This is a genomic window from Vibrio sp. 1CM8B, assembly GCF_023161685.1.
Lineage (GTDB): Bacteria > Pseudomonadota > Gammaproteobacteria > Enterobacterales > Vibrionaceae > Vibrio > Vibrio coralliirubri.
In genome coordinates, this window is record NZ_JALNTU010000004.1 from 408,921 (window position 1) to 431,745 (window position 22,825).

At 44.4% G+C, this 22,825-nt stretch carries 16 protein-coding genes; 11 read left to right on the forward strand and 5 right to left on the reverse strand.

From position 1 onward, the window contains the following. The first annotated feature begins 62 nt into the window (after positions 1 to 62). From MSG36_RS10680 to MSG36_RS10700, 5 genes are all read left to right on the forward strand, one after another. A complete protein-coding gene (locus MSG36_RS10680; RefSeq protein WP_248367708.1) occupies positions 63 to 2,198 on the forward strand; it encodes an LruC domain-containing protein in 2,136 nt (711 codons plus the stop codon). An 11-nt stretch (positions 2,199 to 2,209) separates the two neighbouring features. Beyond that, a complete protein-coding gene (locus tag MSG36_RS10685) occupies positions 2,210 to 2,827 on the forward strand; it encodes a hypothetical protein (protein WP_248367709.1) in 618 nt (205 codons plus the stop codon). Between the two features lie 206 nt (positions 2,828 to 3,033). Further along, entirely contained in the window at positions 3,034 to 3,348 is a 315-nt protein-coding gene (locus MSG36_RS10690) for a hypothetical protein (RefSeq protein WP_248367710.1), read from the forward strand. Between the two features lie 124 nt (positions 3,349 to 3,472). After that, complete coding sequence (locus MSG36_RS10695; protein ID WP_248367711.1) at positions 3,473 to 4,321, forward strand: sulfurtransferase; 849 nt, start codon at positions 3,473 to 3,475, stop codon at positions 4,319 to 4,321. 386 nt (positions 4,322 to 4,707) lie between these two features. Then, positions 4,708 to 7,002, forward strand: a complete 2,295-nt coding sequence (locus tag MSG36_RS10700) for an EAL domain-containing protein (protein ID WP_248367712.1) — start codon at positions 4,708 to 4,710, stop codon at positions 7,000 to 7,002. Positions 7,003 to 7,105: 103 nt separating this feature from the next. On the opposite strand, the gene MSG36_RS10705 is transcribed toward MSG36_RS10700, so the two are convergent. Further along, entirely contained in the window at positions 7,106 to 8,461 is a 1,356-nt protein-coding gene (locus MSG36_RS10705) for a glycoside hydrolase family 18 protein (RefSeq protein WP_248367714.1), read from the reverse strand. Between the two features lie 170 nt (positions 8,462 to 8,631). Next, positions 8,632 to 9,639, reverse strand: a complete 1,008-nt coding sequence (locus MSG36_RS10710; RefSeq protein WP_086774785.1) for a sugar-binding transcriptional regulator — start codon at positions 9,637 to 9,639, stop codon at positions 8,632 to 8,634. 459 nt (positions 9,640 to 10,098) lie between these two features. On the opposite strand from MSG36_RS10710, the gene tal reads away from it, so the two are divergent. Continuing rightward, complete coding sequence (tal, locus tag MSG36_RS10715; protein ID WP_009845571.1) at positions 10,099 to 11,049, forward strand: transaldolase; 951 nt, start codon at positions 10,099 to 10,101, stop codon at positions 11,047 to 11,049. An 87-nt stretch (positions 11,050 to 11,136) separates the two neighbouring features. Next, the gene (gene tkt / locus MSG36_RS10720) at positions 11,137 to 13,128 is read left to right on the forward strand and encodes a transketolase (protein WP_248367715.1); all 1,992 of its coding nucleotides are present in this window, start codon (positions 11,137 to 11,139) and stop codon (positions 13,126 to 13,128) included. Positions 13,129 to 13,239: 111 nt separating this feature from the next. On the opposite strand, the gene MSG36_RS10725 is transcribed toward tkt, so the two are convergent. Then, positions 13,240 to 14,802, reverse strand: coding sequence for a PAS domain-containing methyl-accepting chemotaxis protein (locus MSG36_RS10725; protein WP_248367717.1), 1,563 nt, complete (start codon positions 14,800 to 14,802; stop codon positions 13,240 to 13,242). 166 nt (positions 14,803 to 14,968) lie between these two features. Next, positions 14,969 to 15,436 (reverse strand): Lrp/AsnC family transcriptional regulator, encoded by a 468-nt coding sequence (locus MSG36_RS10730; RefSeq protein ID WP_248367719.1) that lies wholly within the window; start codon positions 15,434 to 15,436, stop codon positions 14,969 to 14,971. A gap of 153 nt (positions 15,437 to 15,589) precedes the next feature. Here MSG36_RS10730 and MSG36_RS10735 point away from each other — a divergent pair, with 153 nt between their 5' ends. The 3 genes from MSG36_RS10735 (at position 15,590) to MSG36_RS10745 (ending at position 20,187) form a co-directional block, all read left to right on the forward strand. Then, on the forward strand, positions 15,590 to 16,555 hold the full coding sequence (locus MSG36_RS10735; RefSeq protein ID WP_050619692.1) for a hypothetical protein: 966 nt from the start codon (positions 15,590 to 15,592) through the stop codon (positions 16,553 to 16,555). A gap of 501 nt (positions 16,556 to 17,056) precedes the next feature. After that, entirely contained in the window at positions 17,057 to 17,383 is a 327-nt protein-coding gene (locus MSG36_RS10740) for a hypothetical protein (protein WP_248367721.1), read from the forward strand. 47 nt (positions 17,384 to 17,430) lie between these two features. Next, complete coding sequence (locus MSG36_RS10745; RefSeq protein ID WP_248367722.1) at positions 17,431 to 20,187, forward strand: immune inhibitor A domain-containing protein; 2,757 nt, start codon at positions 17,431 to 17,433, stop codon at positions 20,185 to 20,187. 228 nt (positions 20,188 to 20,415) lie between these two features. Here the strand turns inward: MSG36_RS10745 and MSG36_RS10750 are convergent, their stop codons facing one another. Next, positions 20,416 to 21,591 (reverse strand): MFS transporter, encoded by a 1,176-nt coding sequence (locus MSG36_RS10750; protein WP_248367723.1) that lies wholly within the window; start codon positions 21,589 to 21,591, stop codon positions 20,416 to 20,418. Positions 21,592 to 21,866: 275 nt separating this feature from the next. Between MSG36_RS10750 and MSG36_RS10755 the strand changes: the two genes are divergently transcribed. Beyond that, a complete protein-coding gene (locus tag MSG36_RS10755; protein WP_248367724.1) occupies positions 21,867 to 22,757 on the forward strand; it encodes a LysR family transcriptional regulator in 891 nt (296 codons plus the stop codon). Positions 22,758 to 22,825: the final 68 nt, after the last annotated feature.

The window sequence follows — 22,825 nt, forward strand, 5'->3', positions numbered from 1 at the left end:
ATACTTAAAACTGGCATATAACTTGATTGAATATCTAGACCTTCCATCACAAGGATGTAGATATGAGAATTACAACGTTAAGTTTGCTATTAAGTGCGCCACTGGTCGCCAACGCAGCGCCATTCGATACTTGCCCGAGTAAGGCGTATCTTTTTCAGTCCACCCCTGTGCAAGTTTGGGGCGTGAACCTAGTAACCGGCTCAACCACTCTGTTAGAAGACGATACGGGCATGAATGCCAATATCAATGGTGTCGGTTTCGACTTCCAAGACAGATATATTTATGGCTATGACACCACCAACAAACGCTTAGTGCGTCTTGGCCAAGACTTCCAAGCAGAAGTTATCAACACAAGTGGATTGCCAACTGACCACACTTTCTATGTCGGCGACGTCTATGACCATGTGTATTACCTTTACCGCACAGGGAAAGGCTTATTCACCGTTGACCTATCTCCGCTAGACTCCGACCCAAACGCGACTGTTACAGTTAACAAAATAGCTGGTAGCCCGGCAACCGTAAGACTGACCGATTTTGCTTTCCACCCAAGTGATGGTTCTTTATATGGTATCGATAATAACTCGGGCGGCTTGTACCAATTCAACCCAACCACAGGCGCAGAAACCTACATTGGTGATACCGGAGAAACAGGCACTTTCGGCGCAGGTTATTTCGATGTAAACGGCTACTATTACGTATCTCGAAATCAAGACGGTAAGATCTACCGTATCAACCTGTCCCCAGATAACGCTGCAAATATCGCTGCAGGTGTCGTTCCTGCTGTAGAGTTTGTATCGAATGGCCCTTCTTCTAATCAAAATGATGGTGCTCGCTGTGCGAATGCGCCTGTTGTGGATGAAGATTCCAACATCGACTTCGGTGACGCTCCAGATACTTACCTAACGTTATTAGCAAGTAACGGTCCTCGACATGAACTGGATGGCGTGACTTGGTTAGGTACAGACGCGCCCGACGCTGACCTTGATGGCTACGTAACACCGCAATCGGATGAAAGTGTGGGCATTGATGATGAATGGGCGAACGGTGGTATCGGTTTTGTAACCGCACTTGAAGCCGGACTTGATTCAAAAGTAGTGATTGAAGCTTCAACAACCGGTTACCTTTCGGCTTGGATAGACTGGAACCAAGATGGCAGCTTCGATGGCGCCAACGAGCAAGTGTTTACCGATTACCTGTTAGATGCTGGTGAAAACGATCTGTTCCTAAATGTCGATATCAACGCACTAACCGGTACGACGTGGGCTCGATTCAGATTCAGTCAACAAACCAACCTAAGTTACTTTGGCGGTTCAACCTCTGGTGAGGTGGTCGATATTCAAGTCGATGTTCTTAACGATGGTGCCACCGCTCGTTACTTCCCAAGTGCTTCCGGTTACGCAACGCTCGCGTACGAAGATAACTGGCCATATAAAGCTGACTACGACATGAACGACGCTGTTCTTATGTATCGCATTACCGAAATCCTTAAAGATGGAAAAGTCGTTAAGTCTACTATCGACGGACGCTTAGCTGCTGTCGGGGCATCGTACAGAAATGGTTTTGCAGTTCGACTTCCCAACTTAGCCCCGAGCTTAGTGAGTAGTGGAAGCTCTTACATGAAGCACAATGGTGTATTCACTGACCTCGACCTAGAAGATGGACGTAGCGAAGCAATCTTTGTTATCGCCAATGACCTGACAGAAAAAATCAGCACTGGCTGTACCTTCTACCGCACCAGTAATGGATGTAAAGAGGATGAGCAGTTCTCATTCCAAATTGGTATTACTTTAGCCGGAGACGGTGTGAGTACAGGCAGTTGGACCGATATGCCTTACGACCCGTTCATCTTCGCAACGCCTGGGTATTATCACGGTGAAAACCTACCTCTACATCCAGGACGCAGCTGGGAGGTTCACTTGCCAGACCAAGCGCCAACAGAAGCATTTGATACCACTAACCTCTTTGAAGCTGGTTTAGGCGTCGATGACAGTAATCCATCAACAGGTAAATACTTCAAAACAGTAGAAAATCACCCTTGGGCACTAATAGTGACTTCGGATGACGAATGGGAGTGGCCTTTAGAGTACGTCGATATTGTTACCGCTTACCCAGAGTTTAAACCATACGCAGAATCCGGCGGTGAAACGAACCAGACATGGTACCAATCACCTGCAGACAACCAACGTTACGAACCATAAGGAGAGACGTTATGACTATTCACACTAAACAATATCGAGACAATCATTGCGTCAATTCAAGTCGCAATCTCTCTGAGGAAAAATGTATGTCTGTACAAAGCACTTGGAACATGAAGAAGTCACTAGCCGTTATTTTAGCAGCAGCTCCATTAGTATTAGCCGGCTGTGGGGGCGGTGGTGGTGGCGGTAGCAGTGCATCGACTCCATCGCCATCTACACCCTCGACACCTGCAACCCCGTCGACTCCGGTAACAGCAACGCCTTCGCCGTCTCCCGCGACAAGTGCGGCAGCAGCGCAAAGCTATACGATGAGTGATTTGGTGGTACCTGACGGGTTTGACTACAACTCTGTTGAACAGTTTGATCTCGACATCGACATCAGCAGCATTTCGACAGACCGTTCTTTTGTGACCGTTTATAGCCGATTTAGTACAAGAGATGACTCAACCTTGAAGCCGGATTACTCCAGTAAAGTCATTGCAGGCCCACTAGATAATGGTGTGTTCGCCTCCAACTTTGCGGCGCCGGTAAACCATGAAGCACTCTTGATAGAGATTTGGTTCTACGATGGTCAACCTCCATTACAACAAGTGGTTTCTAGCGGTGACTCTCAGATTGTTTGGCAGTAAGTCGTTTAGCAGCAGGTAACTTGTCGTTAGCGAGATCTCTGACGAAATAGATTCAAAGTTGATTGTTTGTAAGTAAGAAGTGAGCAGAAATGCTCACTTTTTTATTTTCGTCGAAGAGCAGTTAATTCAGCTTTCTTAGCGAATAGCATTCACTTTACCAGCAATCTCACTTATATTTTCAAGATAACCTTCAAAGACTTACTCTCATGAAACAGTTAAAAATAGGTCTATTTATCTTAATGTGCGGGTTGGGTCTGTTAGTTGCCCTTGCCTATTTCCCGCTAACATCTGAGACGGGACAACGCATTCAAGCCAAAGTCATTTCGAACACGCTGACTCAATCCTTAGATGGGCACAGGCGTTATCTGACGGTTCAGACAAAAGATAATGACGTATTTCGGGTCTCTATTGCTCCTACCACTGACTGCCCTATTGATTCTGTGGTCGCGCTTGATACATTAAACAATCAAATAACCGGACAAAGCAGTTATCAGTTCATCCACTGTCGAGCACCACAGTAGCCATCGATACAGCAACGGTATTCGTAAAAGCAACTGTATTCGCAAAAGCAACAGTAATCGCTCTAACACTGTATTTGCTATAACAGCAAGAATCGCTAAAACAACAAGAATGGATATAACAATAATGAATCAGCCACTCATCTCACCACAACAACTTCAACAACGTTTGCTAGCAGAAGACAACATCATCCTCCTCGACGCCAGTATCGAGTTTCAAATTCCAAGCGAGTCAGAGAAGATCAAAGGACAAATGATTCCTGGTGCTATTCGTTTTGACTACGACAAAGACTTTTGTAACAAGCATACTCTGCTTCCTCACATGTTCCCGACCGAAAAACATTTCAACACTCGCGCAAAAGAAATTGGCATAAATCAAGACAGTACGATTGTGATTTACGATAACTCCGGAACCTTCGCTTCTCCTCGTGCGTGGTGGATGTTTATGGCAATGGGACACAACGACGTATTCATCTTAGATGGCGGTTTGCCAGCTTGGATCGAAGCCGGTTATGAGACCCAGACTGACTATCGCACCGAAGTAAAAGCGGGCAATTTTGAAGGCCACATTCAAGACAACTACTTTGTCAGTGCTCAGCAGATTGAAGGTTACTCAACTGACAAGAGCGCAAACATTGTAGATGCGCGTTCTCAAGCTCGATTCGATTCAGAAGTTCCTGAACCACGTGAAGGCTTACGTAGTGGCCATATACCGAATTCGATTTGCCTACCATTTGCCCAAGTACTCGATAACGGCAAGTTAAAGCCTCAAGAAGAGCTTGTTGATATCTTTTCAACGTTAGAATTAACGCCTTCTCAGCCTATGTTCTTTAGCTGTGGCTCTGGCGTAACAGCCTGCATCATATTATTAGCCGCTAAGCTCGCTGGCTATACTGGTGAAATGGGCGTTTACGATGGTTCATGGACGGAATGGGGTGCTAACGACAAACTGCCTATTGCCGTGACTAAAAAGTAATTCAACTTCGCTTACTGCCACTGTTAGAATATACTGCGCATGCATAAAGAGCTTACTGATAATGATGGCCTCACGTCTCATGAAGTAAGCTTTTATGTCGCAGTTAACGCTATGTTCATTTGAGACCAAGACTCGATTCATGACGTTTGATTTATATCCCATATTAAGTTGCTAACGATAATTTGTGATTAATCATAAACTAATCGTTATCGACGTTATGAATACTAATATTTCACTCAAGAATCTCTGCTCATAGTCGTTACACTATTTAATCATTGATACTTTCACCATTTGTGTTTTTATCTTTCGTTGCATGAATCACACTGACAACCCAATAGTTTGTCATTTGCAGTCTGTTAAAAGTAGTAACCAACAAAAGGCATCTCATGGCTCTATTTAAGAAAAATATCTGGTCGCTGTACGCGTTTATCGTACTACTGACCCTGATACTTTTCGCCGCGTTGGGAATAACAAACTGGAAAGCGAACAGAGACGACTTCATAGAGCAGCAACACATCCAGGTTGAGCTTTTTTCTAGCTCCGTCAACTCGCTGCTGACCAGTCAAGAAGCCTTGTTAGAAGTGGTTGGCCATCAACTGGCTCAACAATCTGATTTCACACGTACTGCGTCTATCCAAATTAGGCCAATTTTAGACAAGCTACTTGAGACCCACCCTGCGATTGCAGCGTTTGGCTTGTTGAATACCGATGGCGACTACCTCTCGATCAGCTCAAATCTTGAACTTGCGAATCAAAGGAACTTGCTGCAATACGCGCCAACAAGAGACTCCTTTTTAGACGCCCTATCAAGCAGTAGCATGGTGCTTGGTCGTACCTATTTTCAAGAATCGTTGAATAGCTTGGTTATCCCATTGCGAAAATCCATTTCAATCGATGGCAAGAAAACCGATGCAGTAATGACTGCAGGGCTACGATTAGACGCCACGATCGTATTTGAAAATAATGCTCACGCCGGAAGCTTCAATACACTAAGCCTGATCAGAAAAGACAGCTATCGCCAGTTTTATTCGAGTGATATCGAATCTGAGAGTGCGTATTCCTCTCCAGTAGGCAAAGATGTCGTACAGCGTATTGCAAGTATCTTTACCGACCGCTTCGGAATTAGCGTGCAAGAAGCGATGAATGGGCAAGAAACCTACTCTTTTGTCGTCGACGATGAACAATACCACTCTTTAATGAGCGCAAAATACATCCCAAACTACAAATTATGGGTGGTAGGACGTACGGATCTAACTCACGTCGATAGTATATTCATACAAGAGTTCAGCATTCTTTTCGTTGCCTTTATTTTTCTTCAGTTTGGTTTCTACTTTTTGGTTAAGTCGATTGCTAAGAATGAACAACGCACTCGGAGCCAACTCATTTACCAAGCGAACCATGATCCATTAACCTCTCTGCCAAACCGTTTGTACATGCGTAAAAACATTGGCAAATGGATAGACGATGAGTCAGAGCCGTTTTCGCTGTTGTTTATCGATATCGATAACTTTAAATGCGTCAATGACACCCACGGGCATGACTTTGGAGATAAGGTTCTCAAACAGATCGCTTTGCGTTTGATGAGGTTCCGATCTCGCCTCAGCCTATTGGTACGTGAATCAAGTGATGAGTTTTTGTTCTTAACGCCCTTGTCGAATGAAGCTGAAATTAAACGACTCGCCAAGCGCATTATTGAAGTGCTTTCTCAACCTTATGAAGTTGAAAGCGCTCAATTTTTGTTAGGTTGCAGCATCGGCGTAGCGCGTTTCCCTGAACACGGAAAAGATCTAGATAGCCTATTACGTTCTGCCGATATTTCGATGTACAAAGCGAAACAGCAGCAAAACTCGTACAGTATTTTCACGACGGAAATGCAAGACGCGCACCTCTACAAAATGAAAGTAGAACAAAGGCTACGCATCGCTATTGAGAAACAAACGCTGTTCATGGTTTTCCAACCACTGGTTCGAGCAAATGAGAGTATTCACGGTGTAGAAGCACTCGTGCGCTGGATTGATGACGAATTGGGTTTTGTTCCGCCAGATGTCTTTATACCGATAGCAGAGAACACAGGCTTAATGCAAAAACTGGGTACTTTTATTATTGAATCCAGCATTATGCAGATCGCCCACTTGCACAGAACAACAGAACAAAAGATCGGCCTGTCGATCAACATATCAGTGCGTCAGTTTTCTCATCAATCCTTCTCTGAGCACTTGTTCGCGACACTAGAAAAGTATCAACTGTCTCCTAGCTGTTTAACGCTAGAAATTACGGAGAGCTTGTTCATTGAAGATGTGACCTTGGTGAAACCGACTTTTGAAGCCCTCAAAGAGAAGAATATAAAGATCTCTTTAGATGATTTCGGGACAGGCTATTCATCACTGAGCATGTTGAAAGCACTGCCTATCGATGAGCTTAAAATCGATAAGAGCTTTATCGAGAACATTGCTGTCGATCAGCAATCACTCACAATGGTGCAAAACATCATCGCAATCGGTAAGAACTTCGGCATGGTGGTATTGGCAGAAGGCGTAGAATCGAACGAGCACTTCTCTATTCTAAAGGCATGTGGATGTGACTTAATGCAAGGCTATTACTTCTCTCGCCCTATTCCTTATGATGAGCTGGCTACTCACCTAAACAAGCAAGTGACCGAGCACGCGGAATGTTCTGTTTAAGAACGCGAGTTAAGTTAAATAAACGAGCAAAATAAATAAGGTAGGCGGATAAACACCTACCTTATTTTCTAGGTATTTTCTGATCGGTTATTTATTCATTTCACTATTTATTCATTTCGCTATGCATAACATCGATCAACTGTCCGGAAGGATCTCCTGATAATTCCCAAGTAAAAATGCCGCCTAGGTCTGATTTCTTCGCCCATTCTGCCTTTGCTTTAATAGAACGCTGATCTTCAAAAGATATGAATACTTTTTTATCTGGGTTCCACAAATAAGGTGCTTGAGCTTGCTCATCGTACTTATACTCATAACCTTGTTTGCTGCTGTAGTTATTCATAAGGTCCCAGAACATAAAGTAACCGTTTTCACCAGTACCAAACTGTGCCCCTTGTTCAGAAACTAGGTCACCTTTAGGTAGCTCTCCAGCAAAGTCTTTTGTCCCTTGCCAACCTCGACCATAAAAAGCCGCCCCGATCACGAGCTTCTCGCTAGGAATACCTTGCTCTATCATCTGATTAATGAAGACGTCAGCTCCCATTCCCCACCAACTGCGCTCTGTGGCATGTAAGTTCGTTGTGTGACCTGTTTGAGTTCCCCAGCCTCCAAGGAAGTCATACGTCATCGCAAACATATTCGTCAAATATGGGCTGGCTGCGTTCCAATCTATTTGGGCTGCCTTAGCACCAACACCGACAGCCGTTGAAAGCTCGTAATCTCTTTGAGTCGTCTTTGATAGAGCGTCCAAATCACGTCTGATTGTTTTTACTAAAAGTGTGAAAGCTTCACGCTCTTGCGCTTTCTGCTCATCCGTTAGTTTAGTCTCTGGGTTCCAAGGCGAAGTGGTTAAGCCGCCTCCTCCTGGGTATTCCCAATCAAGATCAATACCATCAAAGAAGTCATATTTTTGGATCAACTCAACAGCAGTTTTTGAAAAGTGCGCAATGGCTTTAGGATCTTTCGCCATCGCATGAAAAGGTTCAGACATTGTCCACCCACCAAATGATGGCAATATTTTGATTTTTTGATTGTCAGCCTTCAGTTGAGCTAACTGGGCAAAGTGACCTTTATAGGCAACATCAACATCCACGTCTCCGAAATCGACTTCTAACGCAGCTTCTTTATCCACAATAATCGCGGTATATGGTTGTTTGTCTGCACATTGCTGCTGAATTTGTTTTTGAACTGGCTCACCAGCACCGCTATGAGGACCACACATGCTCAAAAAGGCGTAAATAATATGTGAGAGCTTGTCTGCTGGTATGTCGTCAACGGTATAAGGGTTGTCTTTATTCAGATATTGCCAATCCGCAAAATACCCTGCGACAACTTTATCATCGGCATGTGCTGTAGGTGTGAGCATACAAGCTGCGGCTACAAAGATAGAAATAGATTTAAAGATAGAACTTGATTGGTCACTGTTGCTAGAAATAGCGTGTGTGATAAATGACAGTTTCATAATTATCTCCTTTAGTGTGGCTTAACATTAAAGAGTGATAATTCTTTCAACCGCTGAACAAATTCACTATTCGAGTCATATCTAATAGTTATCCCCCTTATTGCACTGGTTTCATTAGGGAGGAATTGCCATGATTACTCAAATAGTGAATTCAACGAAGCACAAATATCTTACGATTCACTGCCGTTTGGTTTATTCACGCTAAGTTGTTCGTCCAAGTTAAGTACCGTCAATGCATTACTTACGCTGGTTGCGATCACGTCGACCACGCCAGTTCTTAGTGCACCTAACAAAGCGAGAGGTTTACTGTTCTCTGCTGCGATGGCAATCACTTCTGCTATTGGCCGGAATTCTTCCAAGGCCAAACCAATCACACGGTCACTCATTACTGTGTTTGCTGTTTTACCGTGAACATCGAAAAAGTCATAACCCGCAAAGTCACCGACGACACCTTGTAATAAACGAGATTGAACGACCTCACCTGCGGTAAACCAACCTAAGTCGACCATATAACTGTTTTCGCTCATATCACCGATACCGACTAAAGCGACATCGGCTTTTCGAGCGAGATCGAGGGTCTGCTTAACGGTGCTGTTTTCCATGAATGCGGTTTTTTGCGCTTTATTCTCGGCATAAGCAGGTGCATACAAGGTTTCAGAAGATCCACCGTACTTTTTGGCTAGCTGCCTGCATATATGGTCGGCATTAAACATACCGCCTCTTGGGTGAATACCGCCGATACCACACACGAATTTACAGTCTCGTGGCGTAATTACGCCAGTGTGGTGAGCAACAGACGATACGTTTCGCCCTTGTCCTACTGTCACCACCATGCCGTTTTTCAGTGTACTGGTAAGGTAGTTAGACACTAAACCAGCAACCTGTAATCGCTGCTTCTCTTCATTTGGTTGGTCTAGTGCAACAAGCGCTCGCTTTACACCAAATCGTTCGATCAGACGTTGCTCGATCTTCGCACTAAAGACAGGGTGGTATTTAACGGTGATCTCAACAATGCCCTCATCTCTGGCTTGTTTGAGCATTCGACCAACCTTTGCACGGGAGATAGAGTACTTTTTGGAGATCTCTTCTTGCGTGGCACCATCTTGATAATAGGCAACAGCGACTTCAGTGAGGAGATCAGTGTTTTCTTCGGAAACATCTTGGATATTCTTACTCATATACCACCCAACCAATATTTAACAATTATTTTACCTGCTTGAAGAACAAATGTTCGATGCTTAAGCAAGTGATACACAAGTTTACACTCCGAACATATGTAACAGCAAGGAACATTTGATCACCATCATAACCATGGTTTTGTTGTTGATTAATTCACCTCACTTTGCTCGTTAAACGTTTGCTTGCATACCCCATGATTACTAGAGCGAAATATATTTGACTGAAGTCACCATACAGCACTATTTACCGTTGACTTTGGGGCTAGATCGGATAAATATGGCTACATCATTTACTCATCGAGCGATCAAATGTTCTGTGCAAATGTTCGTTCGGAGAAAAATTTAAATTAATGTAAGTTTGGCTCACTGGTACAACCATTGAGAACTTCATTAGTTAGCTTGCAAATGCCCACACCTCTCCCATTAACGAGGTGTTATGCGATACATAGGATGATCAAAATGAGCAATAAATTAGAGCAACTTCGTAAACTAACAACTGTTGTAGCTGACACTGGCGATATCGAAGCTATCAGCAAGTACACTCCTGAAGATGCAACAACTAACCCATCTCTAATTCTTAAAGCTGCTCAAATTGCTGAGTACGCTCCTCTAATCGATGCTTCTATCGAATACGCAAAAGCGCAAAGCGGCGATAAAGCACAGCAAGTTCAAGATACTTGCGACATGCTTAACGTGAACATCGGTAAAGAAATCCTGAAAGTTGTACCTGGCCGTATCTCTACTGAAGTAGATGCTCGTCTTTCTTACGACATGGAAGGCAGCGTTGCTAAAGCTCGTCAACTTATCAAAATGTACAACGACGCTGGCATCACTAACGACCGCATCCTTATCAAACTGGCTTCTACTTGGGAAGGTATCCGTGCTGCTGAAATCCTAGAGAAAGAAGGCATCAACTGTAACCTAACGCTTCTATTCTCTTTCGCTCAAGCTCGTGCTTGTGCTGAAGCTGGCGTATTCCTAATCTCTCCTTTCGTAGGTCGCATCATGGACTGGTACAAAGCGAAAGAAGGTCGTGATTTCGAAGCTTCAGAAGATCCAGGCGTAATCTCAGTTTCAGATATCTACAACTACTACAAAGACCACGGCTACAAAACTGTTGTTATGGGCGCAAGCTTCCGTAACATCGGCGAGATCCTTGAACTTGCTGGTTGTGACCGTCTAACTATCGCTCCTCAACTTCTAGCTGACCTAGAAGCAGCAGAAGGCGAAGTAGTAGAGAAGCTTATCGACTCTAACGGTACTAAAGAGCGTCCAGCAGCGATGACTCACGCTGAGTTCCTATGGGACCACAACCAAGATGCAATGGCTGTTGAGAAACTGGCTGAAGGCATCCGCAACTTCGCCGTTGACCAAGGCAAACTAGAAGACATGATCGCAGCTAAGCTGTAATCACTCTTACCAAATTCAAATAGGGGAACGTTCAGTTCCCCTACTTTTATCAATTTTGTTTTTCTTAATTTTTATTCGGAAGTTCTTATGAATCGCAAACATCTAGCTAACGCTATTCGTGCTCTAAGCATGGACGGCGTACAACAAGCAAACTCTGGTCACCCAGGCGCACCTATGGGTATGGCTGACATCGCTGAAGTACTTTGGCGTTCTCACCTAAACCACAACCCAGCAAACCCAGAGTGGGCTGACCGCGACCGTTTTATCCTGTCTAACGGCCACGGCTCAATGCTGATTTACTCTCTGCTGCACCTAGCAGGTTACGAGCTTTCAATTGAAGACCTTAAGAACTTCCGTCAACTGCACTCTAAGACTCCAGGTCACCCAGAGTACGGCTACGCACCAGGCATCGAAACAACGACTGGTCCTCTAGGTCAAGGCATTACTAACGCTGTTGGTATGGCTATGGCTGAGAAAGCGCTAGCTGCACAGTTCAACAAAGAAGGCCACGACATCGTAGACCACTACACTTATGCATTCATGGGTGATGGCTGTCTGATGGAAGGTATTTCTCACGAAGCATGTTCTCTAGCAGGTACGCTAGGCCTTGGTAAGCTGGTTGCTTTCTGGGATGACAACGGTATCTCTATCGATGGCGAAGTTGAAGGTTGGTTCTCTGACGATACACCTAAGCGTTTCGAAGCTTACGGCTGGCACGTAATCCCAGCAGTAGATGGCCACGACTCTGACGCTATCAACGCAGCGATTGAAGCGGCTAAAGCAGATCCTCGCCCTACTCTAATCTGTACTAAAACAGTAATTGGCTTTGGTTCTCCAAACAAAGCAGGTACGCACGACTGTCACGGTGCACCACTAGGCGCTGAAGAAATTGCAGCAACACGTAAAGAATTAGGTTGGGAGCACGGTCCTTTTGAAATTCCGTCGGAAGTTTACTCAGAGTGGGATGCGAAAGAAGCAGGCGCAGCTAAGGAAGCAGCGTGGAACGAGAAACTTGCAGCTTATGAAGCAGCATACCCTGAGCTGGCAGCTGAATTCAAACGCCGCGTAAACGGTGACCTACCAGCTGAGTGGGAAGAGAAAGCATCGGCAATCATCGCTGATCTTCAAGCTAACCCAGCAAACATCGCATCACGTAAAGCATCTCAAAATGCTCTAGAAGCATTCGGTGCTATGCTACCTGAATTCATGGGCGGCTCTGCTGACCTTGCGCCTTCTAACCTAACTATGTGGTCTGGTTCTAAGTCTCTTGAAGCAAACGACTTCTCTGGTAACTACATCCACTACGGTGTACGTGAATTCGGTATGACGGCTATCATGAACGGTATCGCTCTGCACGGTGGTTTCGTACCATACGGCGCAACGTTCCTAATGTTCATGGAATACGCTCGTAACGCTATGCGTATGGCTGCTCTGATGAAAACTCAGAACATCCAAGTTTACACGCATGACTCTATCGGCCTAGGCGAAGATGGTCCAACTCACCAACCAGTTGAGCAGATCGCTTCTCTACGTCTAACTCCAAACATGAGCACATGGCGTCCATGTGACCAAGTTGAGTCTGCAGTGGCTTGGAAACTAGCAATCGAGCGTAAAGATGGTCCTTCTGCACTTATCTTCTCTCGTCAAAACCTTGCACAACAAGCTCGTGACGCTGAGCAAGTAGCAAACATCGCTAAGGGTGGTTACATCCTGAAAGATTGTGAAGGCAAGCCAGAGCTTATCCTTATCGCAACGGGTTCTGAAGTTGAGCTAGCGGTTAACGCTGCTGCTGAGCTAACAGCTGAAGGTAAGAAAGTACGCGTAGTTTCTATGCCTGCGACTGACGCGTTCGACAAGCAAGACGCGCAGTACCGTGAGTCTGTACTTCCATCTGACGTTACAGCACGTATCGCTGTAGAAGCTGGCATCGCTGACTTTTGGTACAAGTACGTTGGTTTCGGTGGCAAGATCATCGGTATGACAACGTTCGGCGAATCTGCACCAGCAGGTGAGCTATTCAAGATGTTCGGTTTCACTACTGAAAACGTAGTAAACACAGCGAAAGAGCTTCTAGCTTAATCTTGAATACATTGTCTTGCCCTTAAATGGGTTGATGCATACAGAAAGCCCCGCATGAAAATGCGGGGCTTTTTTTGTCACTTATTTCTCATTCGAGTTTGAATCTAACGGCTATTTTTCTTCGAAACGCTTCGCCAGTTGGTAGAACTCATTGACTTGTTCTTTTAGCTCTGTGGAGTGGTCTTTCACAGAATGCGTGGCAACCAAATTTTGCTCTGCCGTAGACGCGATAGACTGCATATGCAGGTTAACTTCACTCGACAGCTTACGTTGTTTATGAGCAGAACTTTCAACAGACTGCATGAGTTCATTCATGGATTGCATTAGGTTTTCGACTTCCGACAAACGCTCTGCACTCACCTTCGCAACATCACCACACGCGTCCGTTTGCTCTCGGTTCGCCAGAATATCTTTTTGCCACCCTTCAATCGTCGTTAGCATGGTATCGATGCTCTCTTTGATCTGAACCGTAGCCTTTGAGGTTCGACCCGACAACGCACGGACTTCGTCTGCAACGACAGCAAAACCTCGTCCTTGCTCGCCCGCTCTCGCCGCTTCAATCGCAGCGTTCAGGGCCAACAAGTTGGTTTGTTCGGCGATTCCACCAATCTCTTCCATTATCTTACTTACGCTCTGCGCTTGGTCGCTCAGTTGGTAAGTCGTTTGAGTCGCCTTTTCGGCCTGAGAAGCTAGGCTCTCTAAGTTTTGATGAGTTTGATTAATACTCTCTTTAGCGCCAGCACAAGTTTGCAAAGTCACATCGACAATCTGGTGCGCTTCTTCTGTGCGAGAAGAGACCTCATTGGCCGTGACTTCAACCTCTTCAGTCGCCTCTCGCACTTGAAGAATATCTTTTGTTTGTTGATCTAAAGCTTCAGATACTTCAAATGACGTGGCATTCAGGTTGTCAGCCAAGTCTTGTAACGGCTTAGCAGAGTCTGTCATACGACCTAATACGGTGCGGATTCTTGCAGACAATAACTTTAAGTGAAAATCGGCTACAGAGAACTGACTATTACCTGAATAGACCAGGCGACTGACACTATCGAATTTCGATTGCAGCTTTTTCAACTGCAGTGGAGTATCTATCAGCTCTTGTCGGAAAAGCAGAGCTAATGCTGAAACAGGAAGTAGGCTCAACAACCATTGGGATACTTGCCCTACTTCGATAAGATTTGAAACCAGAGGCGCAGCCAAAGAGCCTAGCAACACGGCGTAACGAACACTGTCACTGATCTTTAAGGACCATTGGCGACCCGACTTTTCAGCCTTCAATAAGCCTTGATAAGCCTTATCTGCAACTTGTATCCATTCATTCTTTGGCTTAACACGAACAGACTGGTAGCCACTGACCTTACCATTGTCGTAAATCGGAGTTACGTAAGCATCGACCCAATAAAACCCGCCGGATTTGGTTTTGTTTTTTACGATGCCACGCCACGCTTTACCTTGCTTTAGGTTAACCCACATATCAGCAAAAGCGGCTTTCGGCATATCGTTATGCCTTACGATATTGTGGTGTTGCCCTAGCAATTCTTGTTGGCTGTATTCCGCTATACGACAAAAAGCATCATTACTGTACGTAATCACGCCTTTTAAGTCAGTGGTAGAGACAAGTTGTTCGTTTTCGCTGAGAAGCGTTTCACGAGATTGAGTAGATGAGCTGACAGTCATTATATTAACTTAGGTTAATTATTATTTTAGGCGAGGAATATATACAATTATTAAAGTTATGACAAAATGTGAACGTCACATTTTGTGTAAATGCCTGCTATTTATACAAATATTAGCTAAGTACCTCACAAAGCTAATAACTTCACATACCTTCTCGAGCTAACAGTCACGACTCATCTAAGTTTACGGCAGTGGTAAATTTCACGGTTCTCATTGAGACAGAGGTATGGAATTTACGAATATTCAGATCTTTGCGTAGTACTCGCTCCACAAAGTCTTCGTAGGCTTGAATGTCTTTGACCGTCACAATCAACATGAAGTCAAAACTGCCCGATATCTGATAGCACTGCGTGACCTCTGACGCCTTAGAAATAGAATGGCGAAAGATCTGATAAATATCCCCTCGGTCACGCTCCATTTCCACGGACACAACCAAAGTCATCTTACTGCCGGTCAGTTCTGGATTAATGATGGACACATCACCGACTATCACGCCCTCTTCTCTCAGCCGTTTCACTCGCTTTAAGCAAGCAGGCGGTGACAACCCGACCAGCTCAGCCAATGTCTGATTAGGGATTCGGTTGTTCTTTTGCAGTTCAACCAGAATGCTTCTATCTATACGGTCAATTACCATAATTTCTCAAACCAATACATTTATGACTTATAATTTTTAATACTACGATAATTAAAAAATCTATCACAACTTTAATGGTCAATTTAGAAATCTGAATCACAACAATCACGGTAAGATCTTCTCATACCAAACAATCGAACCATGGTCGTAACTATGAAATCAACCTATCAATTTTTTAAAGAACTCCTTAGAGAGATTTTCGATGTCACCTCGACTCTTTTCCGAATCATGATTCCAATTATCATCGTGATAAAGGTCGTTGAAGAGCTCGGCGGCATCGTGATTCTTAGCGAATGGCTGAGCCCAATAATGGAAAGCGTCGGCTTACCGAAAGAAATGGGCTTGGTATGGGCAACCACCATACTCACTAACATCTATGCGGGGCTGATTATTCTCATCAATTCCGACGCTCCCTTAACGGTTGCTCAAGCCTCGGTTTTAGGCAGTATGATGCTTCTCGCCCACTCTCTGCCGATTGAAGGAGCGATAGCCAAAAAGGCAGGCGTGAGCTGGCTGGCTACGTTGTCGGTGCGAGTCGGTGGTAGCTTGGTGCTGGCATGGCTACTTAATCTCAGTTATCAATATGGGGATTTGCTCAATTACCCAGCAACCGTACTTTGGCAGCCTGAAGTATCAGGAGACACAAGCTATTTGGGTTGGGCTATTGAACAGCTCAAGAGCTTTGCGGTTATCTTCATGGTGATTTCAGCTCTATTACTGCTACTCAAAGTTTTAAAGATTCTCGGCATTGAAAAGCTCATGGCAATATTGTTAAGACCGTTCTTGAGACTGCTAGGAATCAGCAAGGACGCAACCAATTTAACGATCATAGGAATCACGCTTGGTCTTTCGTTTGGCGGTGGCTTATTGATCAACGAAGCCAAGAAAGGACATATCTCCGCGAGGGATGTATTCACAGCAATCATGCTGCTCAACTTGCTCCACAGTTTGATTGAAGATACGTTGTTGATCATGCTCATTGGGGCTGACTTCTACACCATATTTTGGGGAAGGTTAGTATTCTCAGTGCTGGTTATCGCTTTAATATCCAACGTCATTAAACGCATGAATCCAAGCACTTGTGAACGTTACTTTTATCGCGATGTCTCTCAGTCATAAGTAAAAATACCAACGAGACTAAAAGGAAAAGAGCTCAAACACGGGCTCTTTTTGCTACTCGCCGATCCTATCACCGCCGCTATTGTTAAATTTCGCGTCATTGAAACACTGAAAGTTACTCTCAATACCCTAATTATTGATATTTTGAGTAAAAATAATTTGAGCATGGGTATTTACTAATGACTCAGTTATTACATGCGTATTTTAAAACACCGATAATAAAAAATCATCTTATTAGTTAGAACTCAACGCCTTGTATAAAGCGCCCTCCAGAATAATAACCACGACCTAATCAATGTTATTAAACATCCAAACTATCAACTATTCATTCAATAAAACCCATTAAATAACTGACAATAGAATAAATAACACTCCTTATTCTATATTAACTCTAAATGTTGAAACCGGAACGAATAATTAATTGTAATAATTATCCATTTGATTGGTAAATTTTATAAATATATTTTGTTACATAATCAAAACTGATGGCTTGATATAAGAATGTCACACAAAACAATGGCTTTAATGGTTCTAATTTTTTCCTCACTGTCACAGGCTTCCACTATTGAGAACGACGAACTATTGCTGAAGTCATTGATTAAACGAGGTGTTATCTGTTCAGGCTTAACCTATGAGGAAAATCAAGAAGCTTTGCGTATCTATCTCAACGCTAAAAAAGTGAAGAGCACTTCGTTTGATTCAAAAAATAGAAAAGAGACAACCAATACAAAAGAGATAGAAGGTAAAAAACATACAACAAACACACGTCAGTTAAATAAGACACCACAAGAGTGTATTAGGCCAAACTCGGACAACAGATCCGAATAAGGCAAGTTGATACTGATATCGACATGGAAATATAAAAAGGAAATATAATGAAAATGATGAGAAAAACATTGTTGGCTTCAGCAATGCTTACTCTATTTAGCGTCAGTGGTTATGCAAAAACACCTATTGATTTAGGCGTAGTTAATGAAGACAAACTCATTGAAATGCTAGTTAGACAAGGCTTAGTCGACCAAGATGCAACCGATGCGGCAAAGCACGATGCGCTTGACCGTTACTTGAAAAATAAAATCAATTCCGGTTTTAAAGGCGATGCTCAATTCGGAAAAAAAGCACTCGAGCAACGCGCAAAAATACTCAAAGCCATAGGAAAAGGGTCTGGTGTTAAAAAAGCGAGTGTCTTTGCTTTAGAAGTCGGCACCAAGCGTACCGACAAAGTACTCGCTCTATTGGTCGATTTCCCCGATTTGAACTGGGATGACAACAAGTTGACCGAAGAGCACACGCAGATGCTCTACGAGAGCTACAACCCAGAGCATTATCAAGAGCTGTTGTTCTCAAATTCTGGCTACACGGGGCCCAACGGCGAGAACCTAATCTCGATGCGCCAATATTACCAAAGCGAATCAGGTGACAGTTACAGCGTTGCAGGTCAAGCTGCGGGTTGGTATCGCGCCTCTAAGCCTGCGTCATTCTATGGTGGTAACTCCCCTACCACCGACAACGACTTAAACGCACAAGAACTGGTTCGTGAAGCGCTGAATCAACTGGCTCAAGACCCGAGTATCAACCTTGCCGATTACGACATCGAAGATCGTTACGATTACGACGGTGACGGAAATTTCCGCGAACCCGATGGTGTGATTGATCACCTGATGGTGTTTCATGCATCGGTAGGCGAAGAAGCCGGTGGTGGCGTGTTAGGCCCTGATGCGATTTGGTCTCACCGATTCAACCTTGGTCGCACTCATGTACTGGAAGGTACTTCTAGCTCGCTTCCAGATCGATTTGGTGGCCAATACGCGGCGTTCGATTACACCATTCAACCGATTGATGCGGCTGCTGGTGTTTGTGCCCACGAATATGGCCATGATTTAGGCTTACCAGACGAGTACGACACGCAATACACAGGCAAAGGCGAACCTGTATCTTACTGGTCAATCATGTCTTCGGGCAGTTGGGCTGGTCAAATTGGTGGTACACAACCAACGGCATTCAGCTCTTGGGCAAAACACTTCCTACAGAAATCGATTGGCGGACGTTGGATTAACGATGATCAGATCTCGATTGATGACCTAGAAGACACCCCACAAGTTTATACGCTGTTCCAAACAACGGATAATAGCCGTCCCAACATGATTAAAGTGGATCTTCCTGAAAAGCAGATTGAAAGTCTGAAACCCTTTGAGGGCGAGTATTCATTCCACTCTCAAAAAGGCGATGACCTGAAAAACAGTATGACTCGCAAGTTGCTGATCCCAGCGGGTGATTCTGCACTTCTGTCTTTCAAAACTTGGTATGAGATTGAAAAAGACTACGACTTTGCGCGCGTGCTAATCAACGGACAAGCCATTGCAGGCAACATTACCTCAATGGACGACCCATACAACGCGGGCCTCGTTCCTGCTATTGGCGGCGAATCTGGCGGATGGGTTGACGCTGAGTTCGACGTTTCACAATGGGCAGGCCAACAAGTTGAGCTGTCTTTTGAATACATCACCGATGGCGGCTTAGCAATGGAAGGCTTCTATTTAGATAACCTTGCTGTGGTTGTCGATGGTGAAGTGACCGATATAGATGATGGTGAGAGCAACTCCACCTTCGCCCTTAATGGTTACAAGCTGAGTAATGGATTCCATCAAGCGCAGCACTACTATCTACTGCAATGGCGCAGCCACATGGACGTTGATGAAGGCCTAGCGAACATCAAACGCATGGGACAACTGATGTCATTCGACCCTGGCTTGATCATTTGGTACGTCGACGAATCACTAACTGACAACTGGGTAGGTAAACACCCTGGTGAAGGTTGGTTAGGCGTGGTCGATGCAGATCAAAATGCCATGGTGTGGGCAAACTCTGGTGAAGTTGCTCAAACACGCTACCAAGTTCGAGACGCTGCGTTTTCACTCAAAGATCATACTCCAATGCGTCTTGTAAACAGCGACAATGATGTACTCGAAGATACCAGTTTGGTTGGCAATGCTAGCTTCTCGGATGACCAAGATTACACATCGCCTCAAGCACCAGATTCAGGACGTATCCTGACGGAGTTTGGTTTAGCGGTCGATATTGTGAATCAAAGTGATAACAACGAATACGGCGTGGTTCGCTTATCTAAAGTAAGCCAACACAACGCCGCTCCTACTGCGAACTTCGAGCTGAATGTGACTGGCCTGAATGTTTCTGTAAACAACTTCAGCTCAGACCGAGACGGTGAGATCACCCGTTACCTATGGGACTTTGGCAACGGCACAACAAGTAACGAAGTGGCACCAACTTGGTCTTACGAGCAAGCCGGTGAATACACGGTGAACTTGACTGTTGTTGACGACAAAGGCGCTACCGATTCATTTAGTTCCGTAGTGAGTGTTGAATCTCCAAACGCCCTTCCAGAAGCGAGCGCGAAGTACATTCACTTGGGTCGCTGGGTAACCATGTGGTCTACAAGTTCAGACAGCGATGGTCGTATTGTTGATACCGAATGGACACTTCCAAATGGAAAGGTCAAACGAGGTCGCACATTCACATCAATCTTCCCTTCATACGGAAAGCACGAGGTGACACTGAAGATAATCGATGACCAAGGTGGGATTACGACTAAGACAATTTTGGTCGACCTGTAAATCATCGCAGGCTCTGTCATGCGTATTTACAACACAAGCTTAAGTACTGTTGTCAAAGGATATAAGCCACGACAGCAGTTTTAAGAAAACGTTATTATTTAAGCCGTAAGCAAAAGCCCTACCTTATTGGTAGGGCTTTTTATTGGTCTGTGCTTGGATAGCATTATTAGCACTGTAAACCGGTTACCGCAGCACTAACGTTCAATTTTTCAGCCGTTCAACTGGTCCTTAAACCGGTTGTTTTTGAATGTGTGATTTACGTGCGCTGAACGCGAACAACAAGATAACAGCTAACACGAATGGTAATACATAGATATTGAGGTTCTGCCATCCAGCTGTTGACTCTAACCAACCAGAAAGCATGGCGGTAATCGTCACACACCCAAAGACAACAAACTCATTAAACGCTTGTGCCTTGGCTTTGTTCTGCGATTGGTAAGACTGACTAAACAAACCCGTTGCCGCGATAAACATGAAGTTCCAACCGACACCTAGCACAACCAAGGCCGCTCTGAAGTGCCAAATAGATTCGCCATGAATGTTAATCGCGATACAGACAACGAACAGCACCCCGCCCGCCAAGATCATCATTCGTGAGCCAAACTTCTCGATAAGTGAGCCAGTAAAGAATGCAGGAACAAACATGCCCAGCACGTGCCACTCAATGACGCCCGCCGCCTTGGTAAAGTCAAAGCCACAACCAATCATTGCCAATGGCGTTGCTGTCATCAGGATATTCATCACCGCATAAGCGACCATGGCAGCAAACACGGCACCAATAAAGTTAGGCGATTTCACTATCACGCTGAGAGGATCGGATTTAGGCGCCTGACTATTAAAAGAGACTTTTGGGAATTGAATGGTTTGTAAGATGAGTAACGCAAGAATGTTCAATCCAATCAAAGAAGCAAAAGCACCAATGTACAAGCCATCTTGCGACCACTGTTGAGACATAATCGCCAAGTTTGGCCCTAATACTGCTGCTAGAACGCCACCAGCCATAGAGATAGATATCGCTCGATGACGGGCATTTTCATCACACACCTCGATTGCAGCAAAACGATAAAGCGTGCCAAAACCTATGCCTATCCCAAGTAAGAACGTAGCGAAACAGAACAGATAGAAGTGTTGTTGAGACAGTGCGTAGGTGGCAAGACTAGCTCCTGTAATGCCAACCACATTACCAATGCTAAACCCTCGCTTTCTCCCTAACTTGCCAGAAATTAAAGACGCAGGAATAGTGGCTGCCATTAAACCCAAAAACTGCAGTGCAACCGGCAAGGTAATCATGCTGACACTGGGCGCAATCTGCTTACCGATCAAACCAATCACAGAGATCAGTAGTATGTTACCCGTCATCAACAAGGCCTGACACAGTGAGAGCAGCCAAACATTTCTATTCATCTTCGTTCCTAAATATGAGCACAGTTGGTCAATAGACCAAAAATTCAACAAAGTCGCAACACTTTGTTACTCATAGCAACTCTACAAAGCGGCCAATAGACCAATATAAAGTGTTACCACCCTATGACTTTGATTAGCGTGACTTAAGACGCTAGAGTTGAAATTATCATTACTTAAGATAATAATAATTTTCTGTTATTTATTGGCTTTGTTGTTTACAGGCTCTGTGATTTATAAGTCTTGTTATTTATAGGCTTTAGCATTTGAAGGTGAGTATGATTAATCCACTTTGGCTCAATACGTTTAAGACTCTGGTTGAAGTTGGCCATTTCACCCAAACTGCCGAAAAGTTGTACATGACACAACCTGGAGTCAGCCAACATATCAAGAAGCTTGAACAAGCTTGTAATTGTGACCTGCTCTCTCGAGAAAATAAGAGCTTCGAGCTGACCGAACAAGGTCGAATTATGTATCGCTATGCGCTCAAGCTAGAGAAAGACCAAGAAGCTCTTTTTGAGTCTCTGAGTTTTGATAATCCTTATGCTGGACAATGTCACTTATCTTGCTCTGGCTCACTCTCTTTGCGTCTGTATCCCAAGCTTCTTGAGCTTCAACAGCAACACCAAGAGCTCAGCATTAACTTAGAAGCCGCTCCAAACAAAAAGATATTGAATGACCTAATCGAAGGCACTACCGATATCGGCATTGTTAGGCATTCCCCGAACGACAGCTACTACCAAAGCCAAGTCATCGGCAAAGAAGCGCTGTGTCTTATTGTCCATCACAGCCTTGCTGACTTAGAGATAACGCCGCAAGTACTTCATGACATTGGCCTGATTGCGCACCCAGATTCTGCACACTATCTGTCTTTGTATTTCGACCTTTGCGGAGATAAAGATTTAGCGAACATCAACGTTAATGAGATACCAAGATCTGGCTACATCAATCAGCTTCACCAGATCTTGCTACCCGTATCAAAAGGGCTAGGTTTTACCGTGTTACCGGCTGGCGCGGTTGAACACTTCCCAGAACGAGACAAGCTACACGTTGTTCCGCCAAAGGTAGAAGTTGAGGAAACGCTGTATTTGGTTCAAAAACGAAACCGAAAACTGCCGCACCGATACGATACGGTTGTTGAGCTAATCAAACAGAACGTGAGTGGTTAGTTCGGTATAGATAGATTTAAAGCCTTTAGCTAGCCCGTTATTTCGCTGTAAGAGCTAAAGGCTTTAAT